This is a genomic window from Vibrio sp. Vb0349, from assembly GCF_033338975.1.
Window position 1 is genome coordinate 158565 of sequence record NZ_JAWOTS010000001.1, and the last position, 24573, is coordinate 183137.

The following is a 24573-nucleotide window of genomic DNA, read 5'->3' on the forward strand; positions in this document are numbered from 1 at the left end:
GATTGAAGAGCCACTTTGTCTTTACTAAAGTGAATAAAATTCATGAATAGAGTTCATTGGTTATATGGATAAGATACGGTCCCTACGATTTTTTATTGCCACTTTAGATGGCGGTAGTTTTGCTGCGGCTGCCAAAGTGTATGGCACTGACCCTTCGACCGTGAGTAAAGCCATACATCGTCTTGAAAGCGATTTGGGTATACAGCTTTTTCAACGTTCTACGCGACAGAGCCGCCTGACAGAAGCTGGTCGTCGGTACGCAAATACTGCTAGGTTTGTACTGGAAGAGCTGGCGGCATGTGAGGATTCATTAAAAAGTCACAATGATGCGCTTTCAGGGCAGCTTAAGATTAATGTGCCAGTCTCGTACGGTCGCCTCTATATTCGTCCTTTATTAAAAGAGTTTTGCCGCCGCTACCCTAACATCACTATCGATATTCATTACGATGACGCCTACGTTGATATTATTGAGCAAGGTATTGATGTGTCGATTCGCTCTGGTGTCGTTCACGATAGTCAATTGATTGTGCGTCAGCTCAGCCCTATCGATTTTATCATTTGTGCCAGTCAGGAGTACTTAGCGCGCCATGGTGTTCCGAGTGGCCCGGGTGTATTCAATGACCATTCTTGGGTTCGTTTTCGTTTTAAACAAACGGGGAAACTGTTGCCGATTCGGATGCCAGAACCAGACGGTGCGAGTGAATATGACCCCGAAAGAAACTATATTGTAAATGACGGTGAATCCATGGCAGAGCTTTGCGCAGAAGGCTTAGGATTGACTCAGATCCCTCATTTTATCGCGAGAGACTGGCTTAAAGCGGGGCGTTTAGTGCCGATATTTCCGAGCATGCGCCAAGCAGGAAATGGCGTGTATCTTCTCTATGCCAACCGGGAATATGTGCCTGCCCGAGTGAGGGTGTTCATCGATTTTATCACTCAAGCAATACAGGATATGGATGAAACGCCATTCCATACTTGGGCTGAAACGTTGCCGATTTATCGACCGAACCAAGGCGATTGAAAACTTCATGTGAGTCTTTGGTTAAAACCCCCTAAGCTATATGGCGCTTTTATTGGTTTTTGTTAGTTTATTGGGCGTTATTATCGAAAAGCGCAGTTTGCTCTTCGTCACTCATAAAGGAAAGACAATGCCAACTAAGATCTTAGTGCCTGCTTTGGCCCTACTTCTCAGCGCATGTGGCGGCGATGGGGAGTCGTCAGCCCCAACAGAAAGCGGCTCACAAAACACAGGTTCCACATCGTCACAAGGCACATTTGCCGAGCAGATGCTTGCAGCGGTCAACAGCGCCCGCTCTACTACACAACAGTGTGGCGCAACCACCATGCCACCTGTTGGGGCCCTGACTTGGAGCTACGATTTGGAAAGCGCCGCTTATCGACATTCAAGCGATATGGCGAACAGCGATTTCATGAGCCACACAGGCTCTGATGGCAGCAAAATGTCAGATCGAGTTAACGCAACGGGTTATGCTTGGAGCGCCATTGGTGAGAATGTCGCCGTAGGGCAAAGTACCATTAACGCCGTCGTTAACGCGTGGTTATCGAGTGAAGGTCACTGCCTTAATATCATGAGTGCGGATTTTGATCAGATGGGCGCGTCGCTTGTCGAAAATCACTCTGCACGTTACGGGTATTACTGGACTCAGGTTTTCGCCAAACAGCGCTAATGCGATAAAGAAGCCTGATAGATAAAATAAAACGCCAGCAGTCACTATCTGCTGGCGTTTTATTATTTACATCTCTTTTAGCTTGTCAGGTTACGAAGTTTTGGGTCATCCACCAGGTATTCAACAAATTCAATCTCAAAACCTGCAGGGTCAATAAAATACACATTTTTGCGGTATGGTTCATCAGCGCCAGGTTGGGCAATCGGATAACCTGCATCGGTTAGTCTTTTGATGATTGCATCGACGTTGTTGGTCACATAAGCAAAATGCGCTAGCCCAACTTGGTGCCCGCTCAACTCGCGGTTTTCTCCTTCGCCGTGGTCACTCATGGCTATGTATTGATACTCGTCGCCAAAATGTAGCCAGTTTCTTGGTTTGCCACTCCATTCGCCTTTACCTTCATCACGCACGTACCAATGTGGAAATGCAGTTTGGTAAAACTTCAGCATTTCAGGGATATCTTTCACGACTAAGTTAATATGTTCTAGTTGGATCATGATGTGCTCCTTTTTGTCATTTTCTAGCCAACGATGAATATGCTAAAACCTCAAGTTAAGTTGAGGTAAAGGGCTTTTTTAAAATTTTTTAGGGTTGATATCTTTGGATCTGGATACATTGAGAGATTCGGTGGGTTTGGTGCTTTGAATCTGAGAGCTGGGTTAGGGGCTTGCAACCTTGTTTCACCTTTTGTTTGTTCGTGTTCTTGCTAATCATTTTCGATCGAGTTTGTGGTGAGTAGATTCCCAGCCTCACCTAGGTTCGCGGGAATGACGGAAAGAGAGCTAAACGAGCAGCGTCATTCTGAAGGAGCCTAAGCGAGTATTCAGAATCTACTTTCAGTGTGTTGTTATGTTGCGTTGTGAATTGAATTATCCGCGAGCACAGAACCAGTTCCTCCCTTTTGAGCTCTGCGTGTTGAGAGCTTCGGAGTTTGATACAAGGGGAGGTTAGGTGGGGTTGCTGGTTTGAGGTTGAATGTTGGGTAAGGTGCTTGCAACCTTGTTTCAACTTTTGTTTGTTCGTGCTACTCATTTTCGATCGAGTTTACGGTGAGTAGATTCCGAGTCTCACCTAGGTTCGCGGGAATGACGGGGAGAGAACGCTAAACGAACAGCGTCATTCTGCAAGAGCCTAAGCGAGTATTCAGAATCTATTCGCAGCGCGTTGTGATGCTGGTGGAGTGAACTGAATTATCCGTGATTGTAGAGCCATTCCCTCCAGTTTGAACTCGGAGCGCTGAGAGATTTGCTTACACCTCTCCCCAAACCAAAAAAGCCAGCAGTTAGTACCTGCTGGCAAAGTCTTTGGGCTTCTAGGTTTTTTGATTTTATTTCTTGTTACTCATCGCTGTCACGGTGCCCCGATTGGTTTTCCGGGGAAGAAAACACAGCACCGTGCGCTTTGTGTCCAAGAAATTTGGAGATTAGCCTTGCTTACGGATTAGGTAGTCAAATGCGCCTAAGCTTGCTTTTGCACCTTCACCCATCGCAATGATGATCTGCTTGTAAGGAACGGTTGTTGCGTCACCCGCTGCGAACACACCTTCTAAGCTAGTATCGCCACGGCTACCGACTTCAATCTCGCCGCGCTCAGATAGGGCTACTTCTGAATCTTTTAGCCATTCTGTGTTTGGTACTAGACCGATTTGAACAAAGATACCTGACAATTCAATCTCTTTGATTTCATCTGTGTTGCGGTCTTTGTACTTCAAGCTTGTTACGCGAGTACCGTCACCCACTACTTCTGTTGTTTGCGCCATCGTGATGATGTCTACGTTTGGTAGTGAGTTCGCTTTGTCGATAAGCACTTGGTCTGCGCGAAGTACGTCTGCGAATTCAAGAACCGTTACGTGTTCTACGATACCAGCAAGGTCGATAGCTGCTTCGATACCTGAGTTACCACCACCGATAACTGCAGTTTTCTTACCTTTGAACAGTGGACCGTCACAGTGTGGACAGTACGCGACACCTTTGTTGCGGTACTCTTGCTCACCCGGAACGTTCATTTCACGCCAGCGTGCACCTGGGCTTAAGATGACACTCTTACTCTTCAGCGTTGCGCCGCTTTCAAGTTGGATGTGAATCAAACCATCTTCTGTATGTGCTGCGCCCATTAGCTTCTCAGCTTGTTGCTCAGTCACGACGTCTACATCGTATTCTTTTAGGTGTTCTGCTAGGTCAGTTGCCAGTTTTGGACCTTCAGTGCGTTTTACCGAAATGAAGTTCTCAATTGCCATGGTGTCCATGACCTGACCACCAAAGCGTTTAGCAACAACGCCAGTGCGAATACCTTTACGAGCAGCGTATAGAGCAGCTGCGCTACCACCAGGACCACCGCCGACAACAAGTACATCGTATGGGTCTTTTTCGCTCAGTGCTTTCGCGGCTTTCTCGCTCGCGCCGTCATCGACTTTGTTTAGGATTTCAGTCAGAGACATACGGCCTTGACCGAATAGCTCACCGTTCACGAATACGCTTGGTACGGCCATGATGTCGCGTTGTTTTACTTCATCTTGGAACAAACCACCGTCGATCATGGTTGCTTTTACTTTCGGGTTGATCGCCGCCATCATGTTGAACGCTTGAACCACGTCCGGACAGTTTTGGCACGACAGTGAAATGAAGATTTCTACGTCTAGATCTTTGTCTAGTGCTGCGATTTGCTCAATCACTTCTGGTTCTAGTTTGATTGGGTGACCGCCAGAGTGAAGCAGTGCCAATACTAGAGAGGTAAATTCGTGACCCATTGGCAAGCCTGCAAAGCGCAGTGCTGTGTCTTTTGCTGGGTTAGTTACCGCCATCACAGGTTTACGTGCGCTTGCGTTGTCGTCACGTTCAACGGTGATTAGGTCGCTCATCTCTGCGATTTGGTTCGCTAGAGACAAAATGTCATTCGATGCTTTGCTTTCATCTAGACTAACCACTAAACGAACTTCTTCTTTTACATTAGCCAGATATTGTTTGAGTTGTTGTTGGATCGCTTGGTCTAACATAGTTGTTACTACCTTAATTAAATAGTTACCAATCAAAACAAGTATTTGTTCATTCTTGCTAGCTAAAATCGTTGATAACTGCGTTATAGATTTTGTAGTTAGAGTAACTAGCTATCGAAAATCTATGCCTGGTTCTAAACGATTTTTTTCTACGCAATTACTGCACACCTACTTATTCAGATAGGTAATAAAAAGTGGTTACTGTAGATAAAACCTGAGGGGGAGAGAGCAAATCAGGCAGAAGGTCGTCAAGGTATCTAACCTGAAGTGCTCTCTAATTCAGTTCTAATCAGAAAAAGGAAATCGGGAACCGATTAGAACTTAAATTTCAGTGGCTTAGATTTTGCCAACTAGGTCTAGTGATGGAGCTAGTGTCTCTTCACCTTCTTTCCATTTAGCTGGGCAAACTTCGCCTGGGTGCGCTGCTACGTATTGAGCTGCTTTCACTTTGCGTAGTAGGTCTTCTGCGTCACGACCGATACCTTCAGCAGTGATTTCCATTGCTTGGATAGTACCTTCTGGGTCGATTAGGAACGTAGCGCGGTCTGCAAGACCTTGACCTTCACGCATCACACCGAAGTTGTTTGTGATGTTGCCTGTTTGGTCGCCAAGCATGTAGTACTGAATCTTACCGATTGTGTCTGAGCTGTCGTGCCATGCTTTGTGAGTGAAGTGTGTGTCAGTTGATACTGAGTAAACTTCTACGCCACGTTTTTGTAGCTCTTCGTAATGGTCTGCTAGGTCGCCCAGTTCTGTTGGACATACAAACGTAAAGTCTGCTGGGTAGAAGAAGAATACTGCCCATTTACCTAGAACGTCTTGTTCTGTTACTTCAACGAATTCGCCGTTTTTGTACGCTGTAGCTGCAAATGGTTTGATTTGAGTATTAATCATAATTTACTTTCCTTTGAATGTTTTAAGCTGAGCTGTTGTTGCTTTCGGAAAGTATATTCTCATCGGAGTGTGTTTAAGGAAAATCGCTTGTAACTATCCTATTGATAGCCATTTCCTATTTCACTTGATAGGGAAATCCGATGTAAGTGAGTTTGCTTTGATAGGTTTTATTGAAGATGAAGGCAGATTAGCAATAGAGAATACCGATGATGACTTTGAGTAGATCTTCTAGCTAAGAGCGAAAGAGCCTGCATCTCGGCAGGCTCTTTTTAATAGGAAGTGGGAAAGCGGATACTTCTATTTTGTTAGCCCAGATTGTCGAGCACTTTGCCACACAACTTCTTCAGCATGATCATTTCATCTAGCTCTAAGGTGATTTTGCACATCATGGCGTTTGGCACCGACTTGGCTTGTTCTTTAAGGTCACGACCTTGCTCGGTGAGGTTGAGTACGCGAACGCGCTCATCGGTTTCACTTCGGCCGCGTTCTACATAGCCTTTTGCTTCTAATCGTTTAAGTAGCGGCGTAAGTGTGCCTGAGTCCAAATGCAGTTGTGACCCCAATTCTTTTACGCTGGCACCGTCTTTTTCCCACAGCACCATCATCACTAAGTACTGCGAATAAGTCAGATCAAGCTCGTCCAGCAACGGGCGGTAAGCTCGGATCACGGCATTTGCTGCGCTGTAGAGCGGGAAGCAAGCTTGGTTTTCGAGTAAGAGTTTATCGTCGTCGGTCATGGTGTTGTCGGTGTAACACTGGCTCATTGGCGTTGCCTACCTGCTCACAGAGAAAGAGAGTTATAAAATAAATTGTGCACAATATAGTTGCAAACGATCTTTACTTCGATATAAGATTGTAAGCAATTAAATTGCGCACAACTTAAATTAAGAAGGACACTCGCATGACTACTCTATACAAAACTCAAGCTACCGCTTTGGCTGGTCGTAATGGTCAAGTAAAAACAGATGACGGTCTTCTCGATCTAGAGCTGTCATACCCGAAGGAAATGGGCGGCACAGGCGCAGCAACTAACCCAGAACTGCTTTTTGCAGCGGGCTATTCAGCGTGTTTTTCTAACGCGATTTTGCACGTAGCACGTGAAGGTAAAGTAAACCTGAAAAGCGCACCCGTAACAGCGGAAGTGGGCATTGGTCCGAACGACAACGGCGGCTTTGCACTGACAGTGAGCCTAGCGGTAGAGCTAGACATGCCACAAGAACAAGCGCTAGAGCTAACGCGCATTGCACACCAAGTTTGCCCATACTCAAACGCAGTTCGTGGCAACATTGATGTCGCAGTAACGGTAAACGGCGAAGCAATTTAAGCGGTTCTTACCACGTTACAAAGACAAGAAAGCCTGCAAGTGCGCAGGCTTTTGGTTTATTTGATGGCAGTGCAGAAGCTAACGTCTGCATGGTGCGTTTGTGGGTCGAAGCTGTGGTAAAGCTCGAAGCAAGGACGGTCGTCGTTCTCAATACCGGATTCAATCACTTTGCTCATGACATCATCCCACGCTTTTGAGTATTGGCTTGGGTCAGTAATGTGCTGGCGCATCACCGCATATTGACCGCCGGGGAAGTCTTGCAGCTCAATGCCTTTCGGAACTTCGGTATCTTCTGGCACCATCAAGCAGATATCAGTGCGACACTTCTCGTCTGGCGTGATTTCAGGATTGTCATGGTAGATGAAGATGCAGGTATTGCCCGGCAAACCTTTCATTCCTGCCCATTGATACAAGCGACCTGATGGCTCCTCATAGCCTTGGCCGTAAGGGCCGTTTACGCGAATGTAAGCCAGTTTTGCTTTTTCAAAGTTTTGCGTTTCCATTGTCGTGCTCCATTTGGTGAGTTCAGAGCCAGTATATGAATCGCTTGGTGTTACTTCGTTTCCATTCTTGCGCAACGTGTGTCCAATCTTGCTGTTTCGTGCTAATTCAGAAAACTGCTGGTAGTTTTCGCAGTCACGAAAGGCCGTAGGCGTGACGCCATAATGTTGTTTGAAGGCTTTGGCTAAGCTCTGTGAGCTAGAAAATCCGTACTCTAGGGCAATGTTCAATACCGGTTGTTTGGATTTGAATAAGTCATCGGCGGCGGCTTCTAGACGTAAACGTCGAATGAAGTCGGCCAGTGTTTCGCCTTGCACGGCTTTGAAGGTACGATGAAAGTGATAAGGGGAAAGGTTCGCCAGCGCGGCTACTTCTGGCAGGTTGAGTGGTTCATTAAAGTGTTGTTCTAAAAAGCGAATCACAGGAATCAGTCGTTGGTGGTAGTCGACGCGCATCGAGGTATTTCCTTGTTCTTTTCAGCTTGTATTCTCTGCTCAAAGCCTACCGTAATCCAACAAGCTTGCAAGGGAACTAGGTGAGAAATGCGTGGCGAGATGAGCGTCAATCAGTCACACTCAACGAACAGATGTTGAAGCAAAAACGTCGCGCTTATTATCTTTACTAACCGCTAGGACAATCATGATAGCTTGGAAACAGTCTCTGCCAGAGTACGAATGGCTTATTCATCAAATTTGGTACTTGGAAGTGCCAGAGGGTGAAGTCATTGACCCCAAGCCGCACCTTATTCCAAACCCGCGTGCTCATTTACTCTTTACGCCATCAGAGCAAGGCTACAGCTACGACACGGGAGACACAACGCTTGCTGGCAAAGGCTGCCACTTATTAACGGCTAACGAACATTTACTGTTGTTGGAAGATACGGCACCCATCAAGCGTATTGGTATCACCTTTCGCCCAGAGGGTTTGTATGCCATTGAATCACGGTTTCGTGATGCCCCCCAAGTTAGCGCAATTAACCAATGCGAATGGTTTGATTGGCTCAGCGCGGCGTTTGATGAGCGCTTTCAACAGGGCCTATGGCAGCTAGAGTTGCAAGATTCACCGCAATGTTTGCTGAACTACATCAAACAACATCTAGATGCGTTAGCTACCGACCCTTGCCGTACCAAACCGTTTTTGGCATCACAAAAAGCGGTATCCGTGATGGACGCTCAAGCACTACGCTCACCTGAGTTAGCGATGGATATTGATGAGATAGCCAAACAGTGCGCCTGTTCTCGCAGAACGCTTGAGCGCAGTTTCAAGCAAGTGGTGGGGTTGAGCGTTAAGCAGTATCAACAAATGGCACGTCTGGAGCAGATGATTTTGACTCTCTACAAGCAACAAGAAGCGATTGATTGGGCGAGCTTCTCACAGCAATTTGGTTTCAGTGACCAATCGCATTTGATTCGTACCCTCAAACAGCAGCTAAGAAAAACACCGAGCAAGTACTTGAAAAAGCGCGACTTAACCATCGATATCTATGGCGATTTTGAGTCGTAATACATTGCTAATCAGCCCGAAAGTTGTCGCAAAAATCCAATTTTTCTCTTATCCGCTGAGCTACTATTTTCAGCAGATAACGAGGTAACACATGTCATATCAAAAACTAAAACAAGGCGAAGCCATCCCATTTAACGAATCGTTGACTATCCAACTGATTCAAGGCTCTGATCTACAAGATATTATCGAGATGTTGAACGATGATAAGGTCAATCAATATCTGTTCTTCGCACCTGCTGACAACAGCCTATATGAGGGTTTCTTTGGCCCTATTATTAAAAATACGGCACAAGCGATCAAAGACGGTGTTTGGCCAGATAGTCCAACGTTCGTGATTCGTGGTCAACAAGGTCAGTACATGGGAATGTGTGCAGTGACCGCAGTGATGTTCTTAAATGGCAACTACGAAGTGGGTTATCAGCTACCTACTTGCGCATGGGGCAAAGGCGTTGCGACTCGCGCTTGCCAAATGATGACCGAGATTGGCTTTACTGAGCTAAACGCCCATAAAGTCAGTGCCGATTGCTACGCTTCTAATGCAGGTTCTTACAAGACGTTAGAGAAAAATGGTTTTACTCAAGAAGGCCGTCAGAAAGACTACTACAAACTAGAGCAAGGCTTTGACAACAAGCTGTACTACGGTATAACCGCAGAACAATTCGCGTCTCTAAATCGCTAATAATTAGCTGACAGAAAAGTAGTCAAAAACAAAGTAGGAACAAAAAAGGCCGTTAACACACATGCTCGGGTTAACGGCCTTTTCTATATTCAGCGCTAAATGGCTAAGACTTAGTTGCCTTGGTTTTGGCTTTGAAGCTTCTCTTTTGCTTCTTCAACCTTTGAGAAATCCAATCCCAACTCGTCTACGGCTTCTTTAATTAGCGCAGGGTTTTGCATCACTTGCGCCATCAGCATTTGTAGCTTGTCTTGTGGCAAACCTAGTTGGCTGATTGTTGCCATTGCCGCGAGCGGGTTTTGCGTCAGAGTCTGGAAGATTTCGTTGATCTGTTCATCGCTGATGTTGTTCTCTTTCAGCAAGGCGATAATTGGGTTCATCATATTTCCTTTCAATCAGTGTATGACTTGGTTGCCAGTATTTGTTCTAGCAGAATAATTGGGGCTCCCGCGCAATATTTCAATACCCTGTTAGCTCCATGTAACCAGTCCCAGAATGAGAGCCATCAATACGTACAGGGCCTTCCCAATAAGGTACCGAAAGCGGCATTTTCGCGTTCGGGTTGAGTGCAGAAACAGTGAGCTCGATTTGTTGGTTAGGAATCGACACTTGCCACTCGGTTGGATACTTTCGACCTTGGATTTCTGTTTGCTTAGTTGCCTTTAACTGAATGTCTTTTTGAGAAATGGCGATGCCAGAGCCATCTTGCTGCATCAGTCTTGCGTTGGAGTAACTGGCTGCTCCGGTTTTGGAATCCCGCAACTGGAACACCACCAAGCTGGTCTCGTCATTCAATCTTAGGGCAAACCAGTCCCAGCCTTGTTGTGAGTCGAGTAAGAATTGCGAGCTCCACTCTCGGTCTATCCAACCTTTGCCGGATACTTGATGGGTTTTGCCGTCGATCGTGACTTCACCGGAGACTTCAATAAACGGTTGGCTGTAGTAATACGAAGCCACCTGACCATCGGCGCTTTTGGTGCTGTACCCTTGCTCGCCTTGCTTTTGATAAGGTGCGCTGCTGGTAAGCGTCAGCGAATAGCCAAACTGTTCGGAGTTTGCCTTCAATGTGGCAGGGAAGAGGTCGTTGGTTGAAGAGATCCACTGCCAATCATCGAGATAAACTCGAAATGGTGAAGTGTCGACGCCAGCGAGAGAGGCTTGGTCGCGCGACCATTTTTCATCGGCGTAGTGTTTGTCCTTCGTCGTGACCGCGCTGTGCGCCATGTAGATTTGTTGAGTTTGCCATTCGGTTTTCTTTACGTCATCTTCGCCTTTTGGTGGCGCAGCAGCAAAGCGAAATTGTGTCCACTGGACGCCAAGTGGGTTGCCATCTTCATCAATTAAGTTAGCGGTTAAGTACCACCATTCATGACGAAAGTCGGGGTGCGCTTGATGATCGGTAGGAAAGGTGAGTTCAACCCCTTTTTCTACGGGTGTGAATAAGTTGCTCTCGCTTTGTGTATCTCCACTGCCCAGCAACGTGCCCATATTGTGCGTGCCCATATTTTTTTGTTGGGCATCTTCACAACCGAATAGGAATAAGCTGCTTATGAGTAGAGTAAGTTTGCTTGCCAATCGAACCATCACAACACCTCGCTTTGCAAACTGGATACGACAGGCTTGCTGACCAATCGCCACAGCGGAATCAAGGTCGCAATCACTGCCACCAAGATGGTGATCGCCGCAATGCTGAGGGCGTCACTCCAATTCCACAGATAATTTAAGCTCCAACCAAAAGCGCGCAAGGTGACGATGTCTGTCAGTACATAACCCACCATGGCACCGAGGGGCAGGGCGATAACCAGAGTAAAACTGACCAAAGCGACGATCTGTCCGACCACCATGGTCATTAATTTACGACGATTAACGCCAAGTGCATACAGCCTTGCAATGGCGGCTTTACGCGCGTCGAGCAACATGAAACAAGCACTGAACAAGCCAATCACCGCGACCATCAACGTCACGCCGTTGAGCGCACGCGTAATGGCGAAGGTCTGCGAGAATATATCCAACGCGATGGATTTGATTTGCGCCTGATCGTAGAGCTGACTTGGATGCAGATTCAGTTGCTCGCGCAGTTGCTCGTAGACGATTTGTGTGTCACCCGAGACTTTAATACCAAGGCTTGTTGGCAGGTCGGTAAAGCCACTCTCTTGCCATAACTTTGGTGCTAATAAGACTTCACCGTTGGGTGAGCCGTAATCATGGAATACCGCACCCACAAGTAGGTTCTTATTTGGAACGGCATCAAGCGTGAGCTCGCTACCCAGTGATAAACCCAGTTTGACCGCGGTTGGCTCACTAATAGCGACTAACTCACCTTGGTAAAAGCGCGGCCAGAAGTTCTCCAAATGCGATTTGAACACCATGGTTTGCTCTAAGGTGTCTTTGTCTTTAGTGCCAAGCAAAATCGGTAAACCTTGCAGGTTATCATCGACGTAGTATTGCTTGTAGACGGTCTCAACCTTATCGAACTGTCCTAATGCGCGCTCTACATCTGCGATTTCCCCTTGGGCAGGGCTGACGTAAATATCAGCGTGTAACCTTTGTTCTAACCACTGCTTTAGGGTGGACTCAAAGCTGCCAACTAGCGTGTTCATGCCCATATTGGCTGTAACGGCGAGTAGCAGTGCCATCATGGCGAGAGAAAGCGGAGAAATCAGCTCGCGCAGCTCAGCAAACAGATACTGCATCAAACCGGAACTGGTGCGTTTTTCACACCAATTGGCTAATACGCTGAGTGTTTTGGGTAGATACAAAGGAATCGACACCACAAGCACGCCGAGCCACGCCATGGTAAATCGGTGGTGCTCACTCAGCCACAAACCCGCAAGCGCAAGAATCGTTAACGCAGCACCTATCAAGAACAATTGGTTTTCGTTAGAGGCTTCAGGTGCTTGATAAAATCCACCATGAGAGGAGAGCGGCTGGCGCACTCGCTGTTTAAAGTGCTGCCAACATGCCAATAGTGTTGCGGCTAACGTGAGCAGCAGGGCTTGCGCCCACCATTGCCACTGCCAAGTGCCGGGCAGCAGTGTCGCACCATAAAGTTGTTCTAGAGTCAGTGCTACGGTCGGATGCAACCAATGGCTGAGCTGCATGCCCAATACAAAACCCAGTGAAGCACCGATGGTAACGAGAATAGTGAGTTCAACCAACAGCGCAGAGAACACAATGCTCGGCGCAACACCTGCCTGTTGGATTTGTACTAACAGACGATTGCGTTTCAGCAAACTGTATTTTACGCCGTTGTAGGCAATGAACAGCCCGACTAAAAAGGCAAGTAAGCTCATTGCTGTGAGATTGAGGTGAAAGCTGTCGGTCAGCGAGCCAAGGTCTGTGCTTTGATTGTTGGAAATCCATTGCCCTTGATCGCCAATCAGCTTCTGCCAATTTGCTTGCGTGTCTTTATTCCCTTTAACACCCAAATGGAAAACCGCAATGTAACTGAGCTGTCCTTGTTTATTGAGCAGTTGCTGGGCAAAACCAATGTCCATCAACATTCGGCTACCTAACTGCCATTCGTCGGGTAGCACCACCACTTGGGTTGGAATGTCGTCCAGAGTTAGGGTTTCTACTTCTCCTAAGTTTTGATGTTGAGATTGACTCATCATCACGATTGGCTTGCCAGCTAAAAGCTCAGGTAAAGGTAACGCACTATCGAACAAAGATACGTTTTGTTGGTTTTCTGAAGAATAGCGCGAACGTGAAGAGATGGCGGCAATCAACTCGCTGCCTTGTACTGACCAGCGACGCCCTTGTTCGTCTCTCACTCGCCCTTCGATTACAGGTAGCGCTGCACTGAGCCCGTTTTGTCTAAGGGTGAAGTAGAGCGATTCGGGCAGATAGTTTTGCCCTGCTGGTGGAATAATTACGTTCTGAGCTTGTGCGCTAAGCTGCTCGGTAGACTCCGCATAACTGCGCTTGGCATTGAGGTTGATGGCTTGCACCGCAACAAACAAGGTCACGGCCAGCACGATACCTATCAGAATTGCGGCGGCTTGCAGTGGCGCCTGCCGATAGTGCGCTGCAAACAGATTCAGGGCGAGTCGAGTATGAGTGAATCTGGTGTTTGATGGCTTAGTTTGCTTCATGGTGAAGCTCATGTTTGTTTACTTGATGGCTGTTCTGTAGCTGACTGTTATCCAATCGCAGCCGTGCTTTCATAAATTCAGCGCATTCATGGCTGTGGGTCACCAAGAGCACGGCGGTATTGCCTTGGGTGGTGATTTCACTGAGCAGTTTCATCACTTCTAACCCTGCTTTTTGGTCAAGGTTTCCTGTGGGTTCATCAGCAAGTAGCAGTTTAGGTTTGTGTGCCAATGCGCGCGCAATAGCGACTCGTTGTTGTTGGCCACCGGAAAGGGCAGAAACATGCCTGTCGAGCAGTTGGCTGATGCCTAGAGTCTCGACCAAATAATTGCACCAGTCGTTCCATTTTTGTTGATTCAAATGCAGAGGGAAGGCGATGTTTTGCTGCACGTTGAGTGGCGTTAATAGATTAAATTGCTGAAAGATAACACCGAGTTTTTTATGTCGAAATCGGCTCCATTGTGGGTCTTTCCAAGCCGCCGTGTTATCGCCATCTAACCACAACTCACCATCGGAAAGCGGCTCAAAGCCAGCGATGACATTGAGTAAGGTACTTTTGCCGCTACCACTTGCACCCGTCAGCGCAACGCTCGCTCCTGTGTTCAACGTAAAGTCGACGCCTTCCAACACGCGATGTGTCTCTTTGCCATCGACAAAGCTTTTGCTGGCGTGTTTGAGTGTGACAAGTGGGCTTTCCATTTCCTCTCCCTGTATTCAAAAGGTGTCGTTTCTTTTGGCAATCGCTATTGCTGTTCGTTCTTTAGAAACTTTAGACAACAATCAGATAAAAACAGCGATTTACATCGAGTTTAGGGTCTGTTGACCTTTCGAGCTGATTTTTGCAGCGAATTGTTGGGTATTTGTGCAAGGCAGAAGCTTTGATGTGTAGTTAGCCTACATAAAAAAGCTGATAACGCAGTAGAAATGACCAACAAACGCTGTCCAAAGGGTTCGGCTAAAATCGTTCTATGCTTTGTTAAGGAGTATTTACTTAGAATGCTAGGCTACACACTCCTTGCCTCGCCTAAAACGATTTTATCTCGAACAAAACTTAATCTCGAAAGATAAACAGACCCTACTTTGTACTGAAAAGAAGAGGGAAGAGATTAAATGAGGAAGGGATATGACAGGCATTAAAAAAGCCCGAGTCAAACTCGAGCTTTCAAATATATTCAGCGTGGTCAGCTTACACGTAGTACGCTTCAACTTCGCCTTTAAGCTTGATTAGCATTGGGTTACCGAAACGGTCTTTTGCTTTAGGAGAAGCAATTTTTACCCAACCTTCGCTGATGCAGTATTCTTCTACGTCAGTACGCTCTTGGCCGTTGATACGAATACCGATTTGGTGCTCGAAGCATTCTTTGATGAAGAATGGGCTACGTGGGTTACCCGCTAGGCGATCTGGTAGAGCTGGTTTAGCTGTATCTGTCATTTTGTGTGACCTTGAAGTCATTAAAAAAAGTGCGTCATTGTAGTCAGTGCAAGGCGAGTGTTCAAGGACTGTGACTGGTTTTAATGGACCGAACTGCAATAAAGCCCTGATTTTTATCTATCTCCTTTTGCTCTTTCGGTGAGCCCTTTTAAAACTAATTCAATCATTATCTTTTTATCATTTTGATTCTCTTACTAGTAAACAGTTTCTCAGGTTCTCGTTGTTTATACTATGGTTATTAGGTGCGATAAGTATTAGGAAAACAAATGGAACTTGTGATCTTAGCTATCGCTAGATTTCGAAGTGATCAAAAAGAAGCAATGAGTAAAAACTTCGTCAATTTAGCGCAGTGCTTAACTGAGAATGGACATCATGTTGTCACTGTTACTCCAACTGAGTTTCGTTCTCATATTAAGGTTGAACAACATACCTTTCGTAATGAGAGTCGATATGAATCTCTGTTTGAGGGGCTGATGAATCTTATTTACTTATGTAGAGAGCTCAACAGGCTGATCGAGAAAACCAACAGTGCGAAGGTTAACCTACATATTGCTACGCCTATAGAACTATTGGTGGTTTTTTTCTTTTTAAAATCTCGATATCAAAAGCAGACGACTTTATCCATTTGGCAGTCATATTTGACCTTAGACGAGGTCCGTAATAACAAGCATTATTTTTTTCGGAATTGGTTTAAGTATTTACATTTATTGCTATTTAATTCGTTTATCAGTGCGCCTTTATACAAGCGTTTGTTAGACAATTTTTGTCAAGCGATTGTGCACAGTAACTACCAGAAATTTCAGTTATCTTCTCTGTCTCATTTGCCAGTCTATTTCATTCAAAATGGGGTTTTTTCTGAGCACTTTTCGCGACCCATTCCTGCAAAGAAGACACAAAGAATGTCTTTACTTTATATCGGGCATTCTAAGCCATCAAAAGGCGTTGACGCTTTAATTGAATTGGCTGCAATACTAAAGAAGCGAGAATGTATCGATTTTGATCTAACGCTCTGTCTCAGTGGCTTCGGCGACCAAGCAAATATAGAGAAACTTGTTTCTAAACATGAGCTACATCACCAAATAGAGTTTAAAGAGAGCATTGATATTTCAGTTGAGATGGCGAGTGCAGATTTGTTGGTTTTACCACTAAGGACATGTGTCGGAACGAGCCTAACACCTAACCTAATCGTGGAGGCGGTATCTTGCGGATTACCGATTGCGATTCCGGATTTCGAGCAATTATCGGATGTCATTCAATTCGGTTCTAATGCCATTGAAATTGATCTGGATGATTTAGAAGCGAGTGCAAGTGCGATAGAGAACGGTTTTAAGTTAGGTCAACTTGACCAGATGTCTAGAAATCAAATAGAGCAGTTTAAAGTTCGTTATACGTTAGAAAGTTTTGTGTCTGGCTATGCGCAAACACTCGGCCTTGGGTAGGAGGGAGTATGGATAAAATTAGCTTTATCGCTCCGTGTTTTAATGAAGAGTCTGTCATCGAGGAGTATTACTCGCGTTTGTGCGAAATTGCTAAGCAATACGATCAGTATTTGTTTGAGTTTGTTGTAGTTAATGATGCTAGTGTTGATAAAAGTGCAGTAATTTTAGACAAGCTGGCTATGGCGGATGAACGATTAGTGATCGTGCATCTTGCTGCGAATGTTGGGCAGCAAACCGCTTTGTTTGCTGGAATCGAAGCTGCAACTGGAGATATTAATATTACCATTGATATCGATCTTCAAGATCCCCCAGAAGTTATTACACAGTTCTTGGAAGAGATCGATAAAGGCTTTGATATCGTCCATGCCCAACGCTTGTCGAGAAGAAATGAAACCGCTTTTAAGCTAATTAGTGCAAAATTGTTTTACCGCTTTTTATCCCTTACTTCTCCCGCTAATTTAATTGAAGATTGCGGTGATTTTCGAGCATTTACTAAGCCAGTTAGAGAGGCCATTTCATGTTACCGAGAGAAGCACAAATACTTGAGGGGTATTTTTGCCATTATCGGATTTAATCAAACCATTATTCAATATGAACGTGATGGTAGACATGCAGGAGAAACGAAGTATTCACTTACTAAGATGTTTGCTTTAGCGTCAGACGCGGTACTTAATTTTTCCCGCTTTCCTATTCAACTGATGTTTGTTATCTCAACATTGATGTGGTCACTTGGCTTGTTATATCTCACCAAAGCACTAGTAAGTAAGTTCGTTTTTGGCACAACTGTCGATGGTTGGACATCAATCATCTTTTTCCAAGTCTTTTTCTCAGGGATTTTATTGTTCTTTATTGCCTTAATCGGCTCTTACGTCGGGCGAATTTTCGAGCAAGGTCAAGACCGACCCGATTACATTATTCGTTACACAAGGAATATAAAGAGTAGCGATGAAGATAGTTAAGTTTGGTTCAGTGGGTATCATGAATACTCTGGTCAGTTACCTCGTTTTTTGTGTTCTTATTTATTTTGATGTCTATTATTTGACATCTTCTGTTTTGTCTTTTTTAGTGGGTTCTGCCTTTAGTTACATCATGAACTCAATATATACGTTTTCTGTTTGTACAAATGTAAGAAGCTTTTTTAAATTCATCACCATAACGGCAGGATCATTGTTCTTGAGTGTTTTGCTGCTTTATATCTTTAAAAGTATTGTAGGCATTCATGTTCTCATTTCGCAGATTTTGGTCGTGTTGATTCGTTTCCCAATTGTATATCTATTAATGAAACGCATCATCTTTAATCAAGCTCATTTGTTTCAGCGCTGAAAAGAGGTGACTTATGAAAACGAATCGGCAAGAAAAACAAGATTTCTACAGTGATTCTGAAACGGTGAAAAAGTATGAAGATCTACGTTTTTCAAATGTTGGTGGACAATTTGTACATCAGTCTGAAGTGTCTTTGTTTTCACAGTTTCTTAATATCTGCTCCTTGCAAGAGTCAATTCTAGATATACCCTGTGGCACGGGAAGAATGCTTCCAACTATTAAGGCGTCTGGCTTTAAAAAAGTTTATGCGGCAGATTACTCTGATGAGATGCTCGCAGTTTGTTACGAGAACCCTTTGTTCCAAAAAACACATTTTTCTAAACAAGACATCTATTCAACGACATATCCAGAGCAGCAGTTTTCAGTAGTATTATCTAGTCGTTTTCTGTTTCATTGCGATGATCAAGATCGGTTGTTTTCGGAGTTTGAACGGGTAATTGCACCAGAAGGATATCTTATTTTTGATAGCCTAAGGTGGTCTCCGCGAACTTGGACTCGACTTTTTTCTGAACAGCTAGGAGGAGATGTTTACACCAATAGCACATCTAGTATTTACAAGCTGGCAGATGCACACGGTTTCGAGGTTATAGACTCTCAAGTGATCCTGCTCTTTCCTAGCTTTGTCTATAACTTTATTCCAGGCATTTTAATGCGCCCGTTGATATGGCTTGAGTCAATTTGGCCGAGTTTACTCAAAACGAAACAAGTTTGGATACTTAAGAAGCGATGAGTGAAGCAAGAGTTAGATGGCTACTTGGGATTAACTTAAGTCTGTTATTCGGTTTTTATGTTTACATCATATTCAATCTCGCGCTCGTTAATGATGATTACATGGCGCTTTATACCACATGGTTAATGAGCGTTGGGAAACGGCCGAATCTTGACTTCAATGTTGATAGCTATACTTTGCTTTTTGATTGGATGACGCCAGTTTACTTTTTCTTTGGCGAACGATTCGAGCTTATTTACGTTTTTCGTTCGTTTTTTGTTTTGTTTTTGTTGGCGATAGGTTGGCAAGTCTATGTGCTTCTTCGCCAAATATTTACAGTCAATATTGCACTCACTACATTGTTATTGCTCTTTGCCTCTTCTGCGATGGTGATGCGTGGCATTGACCTTCGTCCTGACCTCGTTATTCTTTTTCTTTGGTTACAAATAATCATTGTGTTGTATGTGTGCCCAGGAAGTGATGCTCATAAATTGTTTTGGGTGGGGTTATTATTCGGGCTTGCGATACTCTTCAAATTTAAGGCGATTTTGATTGGCGTAGTGATTGGGCTCTTCGGGCTTATTCGGCTAATTCAAAAGCGCTCCGTACGTGACTTTGTCTTGGATGTCAGTGCGCTTTTGTTAGGCATTATCTCTTGCGTGGCTTTGTTTGTTGCGACCGTTGGAATCTCTTCACTTGAACTGTTTTTGTACACGACGTTTGATTTATTTCTGTATTCGACATCGCATGTTAGTGACGCAAATTCTCTGAAGGTTGATGTACTGATACAGTACTTTTTACATGATATTGTTTATTGGCTGTTTGCTCTCATAGGAGTGGGAATATGTGTCGGTAAGCGGAAAGTACTGTCGTTTAAGCAAGCTCAGTTTTTGATAGCTCTGGTTATATTATCTGTGTTGTCGGTTTTGGCTAACCCCCACTATCATGCATATAACTTGGTCACACTTTACCCTTTGCTTGCGGTATTTGTTGCGTTCTCAATCCAGTACGTTGTTTCATCTACTCGGGAGTGGTCGAAAGGAACGGTTACCACTTGTATCGTACTATTCTTGATTGTGATTGCTCGTATCATCCACTATCCGGTACAACATAATAATCAGCACCAAATCGCCCTACACACATTCATAGAAAGGCACACGCAAGTTGACGATGCGGTCTTTGCCTATGAAGGAATAGGTCTTTTTCGTCCATCGACTTATCATTGGCGAACATCTGCCATCAAGATAGACAACTACTATCGGGGTCAGTATGACGTTTGGCAGGAAATTCGTGCAGTAAAGCCGATACTCATCGTCGAAAGTTATCGAATTCCTGATTGGTTATTAGAGGAGGACCGTGATGCTCTTCGGCAACACTATGTATCTATTGCTCCGTTTATTCTGGCTCTTGGGTTAAAAACACAATCTAGTGTTCGAGGCGATTTACTGCGCTCGGGTTGGTACGTGCTTGAGAGTGATCGCTTGAACCGTTGCTTTATTGATGGTGTTGGTGTGTCTGTCGGAGAGAAGATATGGCTCAACTCCGGAGCGTATACACTGATGTCCCAAGATGGTACTTGTACTCTTCATTGGTATTTTTCTCATCTTGGCATTGAGGCGCTCAGGCAAAGCAATCCTGAGAGTTCCCCCTATTTGTTTGGCCCTTAGCAAAAGTTGTAGAACCTAGTTTTGTTCCCCTATAACCCCTTTAAATACTGCGCGTTGGCTGTTGGTTGAATCATGGCATTCAGCGTTTGGACGGTTTGTTCGCTGTGTTCTTCAAGTAGAGCTAAGAACGCGTCAATCAACTCAGGTTTGCTTGCTGAGACTTTCGTTTCGGTCTGGATATCACGCAGATCGATCAACACATCGGTAAACAATTGCGGCAGATCGTGCAGCACTTGCAGGTTTAAGATGTTGTGCTCGCTGTAGATTGAATTGTGGCTGCCTTTTTGTTTTTGTACCACGTAAGGATTGTCTTTTAAGTTGATGATAGACGTGCGTTTATCACAGCGTTTCAAACAACCTTTGTTGACCTTCACCTTACGGCATCCTTCGGTTTGTTGGAATAAACATTGGCGGCTCGTGAGTAGGGTATTTGGATGATAAATGCTGTAGAAGCTGCGCATGTTTTGCGGACGCTTGATATGGCGCATCTGCTTCATATTCAGCTCGTTAGAAACAAACGCGCCACTTGCCGCGAACTCGTCTTGAAGGCATTTAAACGCGTATGAGTTCACCGTGTTCATTTGTGGGCCTGCCACCCAGCCTAAGCCGAGCTCTTTTGCGATCATGCCGACGCCTGAGTTGTTGGTGATCAACAATTCAGGTTGGATGGTTTCCAAAAATACACGAGCGGCTTGGTAGTCTTCGCCAATCAAAATGGCAGGGAACCAAGGTTTGAGCATTGGGTTGGCTTGGAACAATTCAATCATCGCGCTCAGTTCACCAGACAATCCCATTGGCAATTGATAGTAAACATCAATGTCTTGGTATTCGCACAGCATGGCTTCTTGTGCTGACGAGATCAGAACCGATAATTTTGGCGCACCTTGGCGAGGTTCTGGTTGAGGTAACGCTGGCAGAGTTGGCACATCAATCGACCCTTTCAAGCTGCTGCCGGATACTTGTGTCGAAGCGACATCGAACGACTTGGTTTGCTCTGCCACTTTCTCAATGATCGCGGTTTTGTCGTCGTAGAGTTTCTTTTTCACCGCTTGCACATCATCAGCAGACTGGCATTGATAAACCTTCGAAAAATGCTTTACAGCGTGGTCACGTGGGTTGTCGATGTACATCGCCTTGCCGAAATTACCTTGTAAAAATGCATTGGAGAAATCACGGTTGAACACCGTGTACAACTCGGTGGTGTCTTCAGAGAGCTCCAAACCCTCGCACAAGCGATCGATTTGCTGACGCCAATTGTCGACCACGGTATAGACGTAGTGCGATTTCTTGATTCGCCCTTCTACTTTTAAAGAATACACGCCAGCATCGGCAAGCGCTTCCAAGTCCCCAAAGGCGGAGTTGTCTTTCATATTGAGTGGGTAGCTGTTGCCCGTTTTGGTCGTTTCGTACTGTTCGCGACAAGGTTGACTGCAGCGTCCACGGTTTCCTGATGCGCCATTGCGAGCGGAACTGATGTAGCAAATTCCGGAGAATCCGATGCAGTATGAGCCGTGGACAAACACTTCCATCATTACGTTGTGCTCGCGACCAAATTGCGCCAGATGTTTTATTTCATCGATGTTAAGTTCGCGAGATAAGTTTACTCGGCTTGCGGTGAGCTGGTTGAGAAAGAGGATCTGGCCTTCGTTATGCGTGTTCAGTTGCGTTGAAGCGTGCACATCCAAATCGGGAAAGTGATGTTTGAGAATGTAGGCCAGACCGAGATCTTGCACGATCACGCCATCGATTTTGGTGGTGTTCAGTTGGCTGAGTAAGCGAACAATCGCTGGAATTTCACTTTCTAAAATCAGCACATTCAACGTTAGGAAAATCTTACAGCTGTGCTGATGGGCCAACGTTAACACGCCATTTAAGTTATCTAAGGTGAGGTTGGTCGCTCGGTTACGAGCATTGAAGCGGTCGAGCCCACAGTAAATTGCATCGGCGCCAGCGGCAATGGCGGCTTTGATGGAATCTAAATCACCACCGGGTGCTAATAACTCAAATTGATCGCGTGTCACTACTTTTCTCTTTCTTACTAAAATAGGCTGCAAATGTTACGTATTTCACGCTTTTGATGCTCGGCTAGTTAATGCTTTATTAATCTGAATCAATTTATCCGTGTTACACGGTCGACTCTTGAGTGGGTAGAGTGCAATTCGCGATAGCGGAATTTGACTTCTATAGTTTTCCTACACTTGGTTTTTCTATATCTAGTTTTCGACTCAGAGAGGAAGGGACGACAAATGAAAAAAGTAATCATCGGGTTGGTCGTGGCGTTGACGTCATTGAGTGCGTTGGCTGGTGAGGGTGTGGTAACCGTTGCGAGCACGCATTCAGCAAAAGATACGGCGGATAAATTTGTCGCTATCGCGCAAGAAAAAGGGTTGAACGTCTTTGCGCGCATTAACCATCAAGAGAATGCCACGAAAGTCGATATGACGTTGCGACCAACCGAAGTTATCGTGTTTGGAAACCCTAAAGTGGGCACGCCACTGATGATCTGTGCGCAGGAAGTGGCGCTCGATTTACCCCAAAAAGTGTTGGTGTATGAAGATGATGAAGGCAAAACGTGGTTAGCTTACAACGATCCGATGTATTTAAAACAGCGCCATCATATTGAAGGCTGCGACGAGGTATTGAACAAAATCAGCGGCGTGCTGGGCAATTTAACCAACGCGGCGGCGAAGTAGGGCTGGTTATTGGCTTCGCTTTTTTTACTCCGAAAACGAAAAAGCCAACCTCACAAGGAGGTTGGCAAATCTTACCTAGATTGGGGGAGGTAAGATCAGGAGGCGGCGAGTACGCTGTGCACTTCTGACTTAATTGAGTCAGACTGCGTACCGAAAATCGCTTGTAAACTGTCGCCAATTACTAACACATCTCGCGCGCCGAGCGCTTTTAGCTTAGCAACATCAACATTGGCAATGTCTTTCACCGAGACACGCAGACGAGTGATACACGCATCGACTGACTTGATGTTTGCTTTGCCGCCCAATGCAGCGACTACATCCACCGCAATTTCATCAGGCTGTCCGGCAATCTTCACTTCTGCAATGTCGGTTTCACGACCCGGCGTTTTCAGATCCAACTTCACAATTAGGAAGCGGAACAAGCCGTAGTACAGCGTCGCCCAGATTGGACCGATGATGATGAACATCCACGCGTTGGTCGACATTGGGTAGTAAAGGAAGAACTGAATCGCACCGTGCGCAAAGTCAGTACTGTGTTTGATTTCCAAAAATGCGGTGATCGCAAACGCAATACCGGTGAGGAAAATATGGATCACGTACAGCACTGGCGCGACGAATAGGAAGGTAAATTCGATTGGCTCAGTGATACCGGTTAACCAAGAGGTCAACGCCGCAGACATCATCAAACCGCCGACGATTTTCTTGCGCTCTGGAGACGCGCAGTGGTAAATCGCCAGTGCCGCTGCTGGTAGCGCCCACATGGAGTACATAAAGCCACCAGACAGATAACCTGCGGTTTTATCGCCCGCGAAGAAGCGAGTGAGCTCACCGGTAAACTCTTTGCCTGTTTCTGGGTCTACGTAGCTGCCCACTTCAAAGAAGAACGGCGCATTCCAGATGTGGTGCAAACCAACAGGGAGTAAAGAACGTTCACCCGCGCCGTAAACCGCCCAAGCGAGTACAGGGTTTTGGTACGCTGCCCAATGAGAGAATGCATCAAGAAGTTGTCCGACAGGTGGCCATGCAAACGCGAGAATCGCACCAACGACGATCGCCGATAGACCGGTGACAATGGGCACAAATCGCTTACCCGCGAAGAAGCCCAAATATTCCGGCAGTTTGATATTGTAGAAGCGGTTGTACATGATTGCCGCGACCGCACCGATAAAGATGCCGCCAAACACCCCGGTTTGCAGCGTCTCAACGCCCATGATGGTGGCGTCAGTTTCTAAGCCACGCAGACCAGTCACGATACCGAGCGATGCGTTCATAATAATTAGGCCAACTAAGCCAGCGAGCGCAGCCGCACCGTCATTGCCTTTTGATAACCCGAGCGCTACACCGACCGCAAACATCAACTGCATGTTGCCGAACACGCCTTCACCGGCGGCGAGCATCACTTTGTTGACCGCGTCTGGAATAAACGCAAAACCCGCGTTACCAATACCCAGCATCAAGCCAGCCACTGGTAACACCGCCACAGGCAGCATCAACGACCGCCCTATTTTTTGTAGTTGTCCAAATATACTTGCAAACATGGTTTCCTCCTGACGAATGCCAGTGTTGTAGGACCTGATTCCTTCAGGTCATGTTGTTTCACGTAAGGTCAGGATGATCATAGCGAGCAAGGCAGTGCCTAA

23 protein-coding genes are annotated in these 24573 nt (G+C 45.6%); 11 read left to right on the forward strand and 12 right to left on the reverse strand.

What is annotated here, in order from left to right; genetic code table 11:
- Nucleotides 1-64 precede the first annotated feature (64 nt).
- A complete protein-coding gene (locus tag R7Q47_RS00770; RefSeq protein ID WP_213897466.1) occupies nt 65-1021 on the forward strand; it encodes a LysR family transcriptional regulator in 957 nt (318 codons plus the stop codon).
- 127 nt (nt 1022-1148) lie between these two features.
- Complete coding sequence (locus R7Q47_RS00775) at nt 1149-1688, forward strand: CAP domain-containing protein (RefSeq protein ID WP_213962284.1); 540 nt, start codon at nt 1149-1151, stop codon at nt 1686-1688.
- A gap of 77 nt (nt 1689-1765) precedes the next feature.
- Here R7Q47_RS00775 and R7Q47_RS00780 read toward each other — a convergent pair whose 3' ends face one another.
- From R7Q47_RS00780 to R7Q47_RS00795, 4 genes are all read right to left on the reverse strand, one after another.
- Nucleotides 1766-2185 (reverse strand): VOC family protein, encoded by a 420-nt coding sequence (locus R7Q47_RS00780; protein WP_186585576.1) that lies wholly within the window; start codon nt 2183-2185, stop codon nt 1766-1768.
- A gap of 926 nt (nt 2186-3111) precedes the next feature.
- Nucleotides 3112-4680 (reverse strand): alkyl hydroperoxide reductase subunit F, encoded by a 1569-nt coding sequence (gene ahpF, locus R7Q47_RS00785; protein ID WP_318088508.1) that lies wholly within the window; start codon nt 4678-4680, stop codon nt 3112-3114.
- A 336-nt stretch (nt 4681-5016) separates the two neighbouring features.
- Nucleotides 5017-5574, reverse strand: a complete 558-nt coding sequence (gene ahpC / locus R7Q47_RS00790; RefSeq protein WP_005374632.1) for an alkyl hydroperoxide reductase subunit C — start codon at nt 5572-5574, stop codon at nt 5017-5019.
- Nucleotides 5575-5879: 305 nt separating this feature from the next.
- Nucleotides 5880-6338 (reverse strand): MarR family winged helix-turn-helix transcriptional regulator, encoded by a 459-nt coding sequence (locus R7Q47_RS00795; RefSeq protein WP_213962286.1) that lies wholly within the window; start codon nt 6336-6338, stop codon nt 5880-5882.
- A gap of 137 nt (nt 6339-6475) precedes the next feature.
- Here R7Q47_RS00795 and R7Q47_RS00800 point away from each other — a divergent pair, with 137 nt between their 5' ends.
- Entirely contained in the window at nt 6476-6898 is a 423-nt protein-coding gene (locus R7Q47_RS00800) for an organic hydroperoxide resistance protein (RefSeq protein WP_318088510.1), read from the forward strand.
- A 56-nt stretch (nt 6899-6954) separates the two neighbouring features.
- Here the strand turns inward: R7Q47_RS00800 and R7Q47_RS00805 are convergent, their stop codons facing one another.
- Nucleotides 6955-7854: an AraC family transcriptional regulator gene (locus R7Q47_RS00805; protein WP_318088512.1), complete on the reverse strand. Its 900-nt coding sequence runs from the start codon at nt 7852-7854 to the stop codon at nt 6955-6957.
- A gap of 184 nt (nt 7855-8038) precedes the next feature.
- Between R7Q47_RS00805 and R7Q47_RS00810 the strand changes: the two genes are divergently transcribed.
- Nucleotides 8039-8902: a helix-turn-helix domain-containing protein gene (locus tag R7Q47_RS00810; RefSeq protein WP_154204086.1), complete on the forward strand. Its 864-nt coding sequence runs from the start codon at nt 8039-8041 to the stop codon at nt 8900-8902.
- A 91-nt stretch (nt 8903-8993) separates the two neighbouring features.
- Nucleotides 8994-9581 carry a GNAT family N-acetyltransferase gene (locus R7Q47_RS00815; protein ID WP_154204085.1) on the forward strand — a complete coding sequence of 196 codons (588 nt, stop codon included), beginning with the start codon at nt 8994-8996 and terminating at the stop codon, nt 9579-9581.
- A 110-nt stretch (nt 9582-9691) separates the two neighbouring features.
- Here R7Q47_RS00815 and R7Q47_RS00820 read toward each other — a convergent pair whose 3' ends face one another.
- From R7Q47_RS00820 to R7Q47_RS00840, 5 genes are all read right to left on the reverse strand, one after another.
- Complete coding sequence (locus tag R7Q47_RS00820) at nt 9692-9958, reverse strand: DUF2999 family protein (protein ID WP_004746427.1); 267 nt, start codon at nt 9956-9958, stop codon at nt 9692-9694.
- Nucleotides 9959-10037: 79 nt separating this feature from the next.
- The gene (locus tag R7Q47_RS00825) at nt 10038-11162 is read right to left on the reverse strand and encodes a lipocalin-like domain-containing protein (protein WP_154204084.1); all 1125 of its coding nucleotides are present in this window, start codon (nt 11160-11162) and stop codon (nt 10038-10040) included.
- Nucleotides 11162-13672 (reverse strand): ABC transporter permease, encoded by a 2511-nt coding sequence (locus R7Q47_RS00830; RefSeq protein WP_248486090.1) that lies wholly within the window; start codon nt 13670-13672, stop codon nt 11162-11164. The genes R7Q47_RS00825 and R7Q47_RS00830 overlap by 1 nt, the downstream gene beginning before the upstream one ends.
- Nucleotides 13659-14369, reverse strand: coding sequence for an ABC transporter ATP-binding protein (locus R7Q47_RS00835; protein ID WP_213901547.1), 711 nt, complete (start codon nt 14367-14369; stop codon nt 13659-13661). The genes R7Q47_RS00830 and R7Q47_RS00835 overlap by 14 nt, the downstream gene beginning before the upstream one ends.
- 487 nt (nt 14370-14856) lie before the next feature.
- A complete protein-coding gene (locus R7Q47_RS00840; protein WP_005374689.1) occupies nt 14857-15102 on the reverse strand; it encodes a DUF3297 family protein in 246 nt (81 codons plus the stop codon).
- A 266-nt stretch (nt 15103-15368) separates the two neighbouring features.
- On the opposite strand from R7Q47_RS00840, the gene R7Q47_RS00845 reads away from it, so the two are divergent.
- The 5 genes from R7Q47_RS00845 to R7Q47_RS00865 are packed head-to-tail and all read left to right on the forward strand — an operon-like array spanning nt 15369 to nt 20240.
- Nucleotides 15369-16541: a glycosyltransferase gene (locus tag R7Q47_RS00845; protein ID WP_239945510.1), complete on the forward strand. Its 1173-nt coding sequence runs from the start codon at nt 15369-15371 to the stop codon at nt 16539-16541.
- Between the two features lie 8 nt (nt 16542-16549).
- The gene (locus R7Q47_RS00850; protein WP_130545676.1) at nt 16550-17500 is read left to right on the forward strand and encodes a glycosyltransferase family 2 protein; all 951 of its coding nucleotides are present in this window, start codon (nt 16550-16552) and stop codon (nt 17498-17500) included.
- Entirely contained in the window at nt 17487-17864 is a 378-nt protein-coding gene (locus R7Q47_RS00855) for a GtrA family protein (protein ID WP_167415812.1), read from the forward strand. Before R7Q47_RS00850 ends, R7Q47_RS00855 begins: the two co-directional genes overlap by 14 nt.
- Before the next feature lie 13 nt (nt 17865-17877).
- A complete protein-coding gene (locus R7Q47_RS00860) occupies nt 17878-18594 on the forward strand; it encodes a class I SAM-dependent methyltransferase (RefSeq protein WP_154204080.1) in 717 nt (238 codons plus the stop codon).
- Nucleotides 18591-20240 (forward strand): glycosyltransferase family 39 protein, encoded by a 1650-nt coding sequence (locus tag R7Q47_RS00865; RefSeq protein ID WP_213962288.1) that lies wholly within the window; start codon nt 18591-18593, stop codon nt 20238-20240. Before R7Q47_RS00860 ends, R7Q47_RS00865 begins: the two co-directional genes overlap by 4 nt.
- Before the next feature lie 29 nt (nt 20241-20269).
- Here the strand turns inward: R7Q47_RS00865 and R7Q47_RS00870 are convergent, their stop codons facing one another.
- The gene (locus R7Q47_RS00870; protein WP_213962289.1) at nt 20270-22261 is read right to left on the reverse strand and encodes a U32 family peptidase; all 1992 of its coding nucleotides are present in this window, start codon (nt 22259-22261) and stop codon (nt 20270-20272) included.
- A 225-nt stretch (nt 22262-22486) separates the two neighbouring features.
- Between R7Q47_RS00870 and R7Q47_RS00875 the strand changes: the two genes are divergently transcribed.
- Nucleotides 22487-22933: a DUF302 domain-containing protein gene (locus R7Q47_RS00875; RefSeq protein ID WP_053808215.1), complete on the forward strand. Its 447-nt coding sequence runs from the start codon at nt 22487-22489 to the stop codon at nt 22931-22933.
- Nucleotides 22934-23028: 95 nt separating this feature from the next.
- On the opposite strand, the gene ptsG is transcribed toward R7Q47_RS00875, so the two are convergent.
- Nucleotides 23029-24471, reverse strand: a complete 1443-nt coding sequence (gene ptsG, locus R7Q47_RS00880; RefSeq protein ID WP_012842409.1) for a glucose-specific PTS transporter subunit IIBC — start codon at nt 24469-24471, stop codon at nt 23029-23031.
- Nucleotides 24472-24573 lie beyond the last annotated feature (102 nt).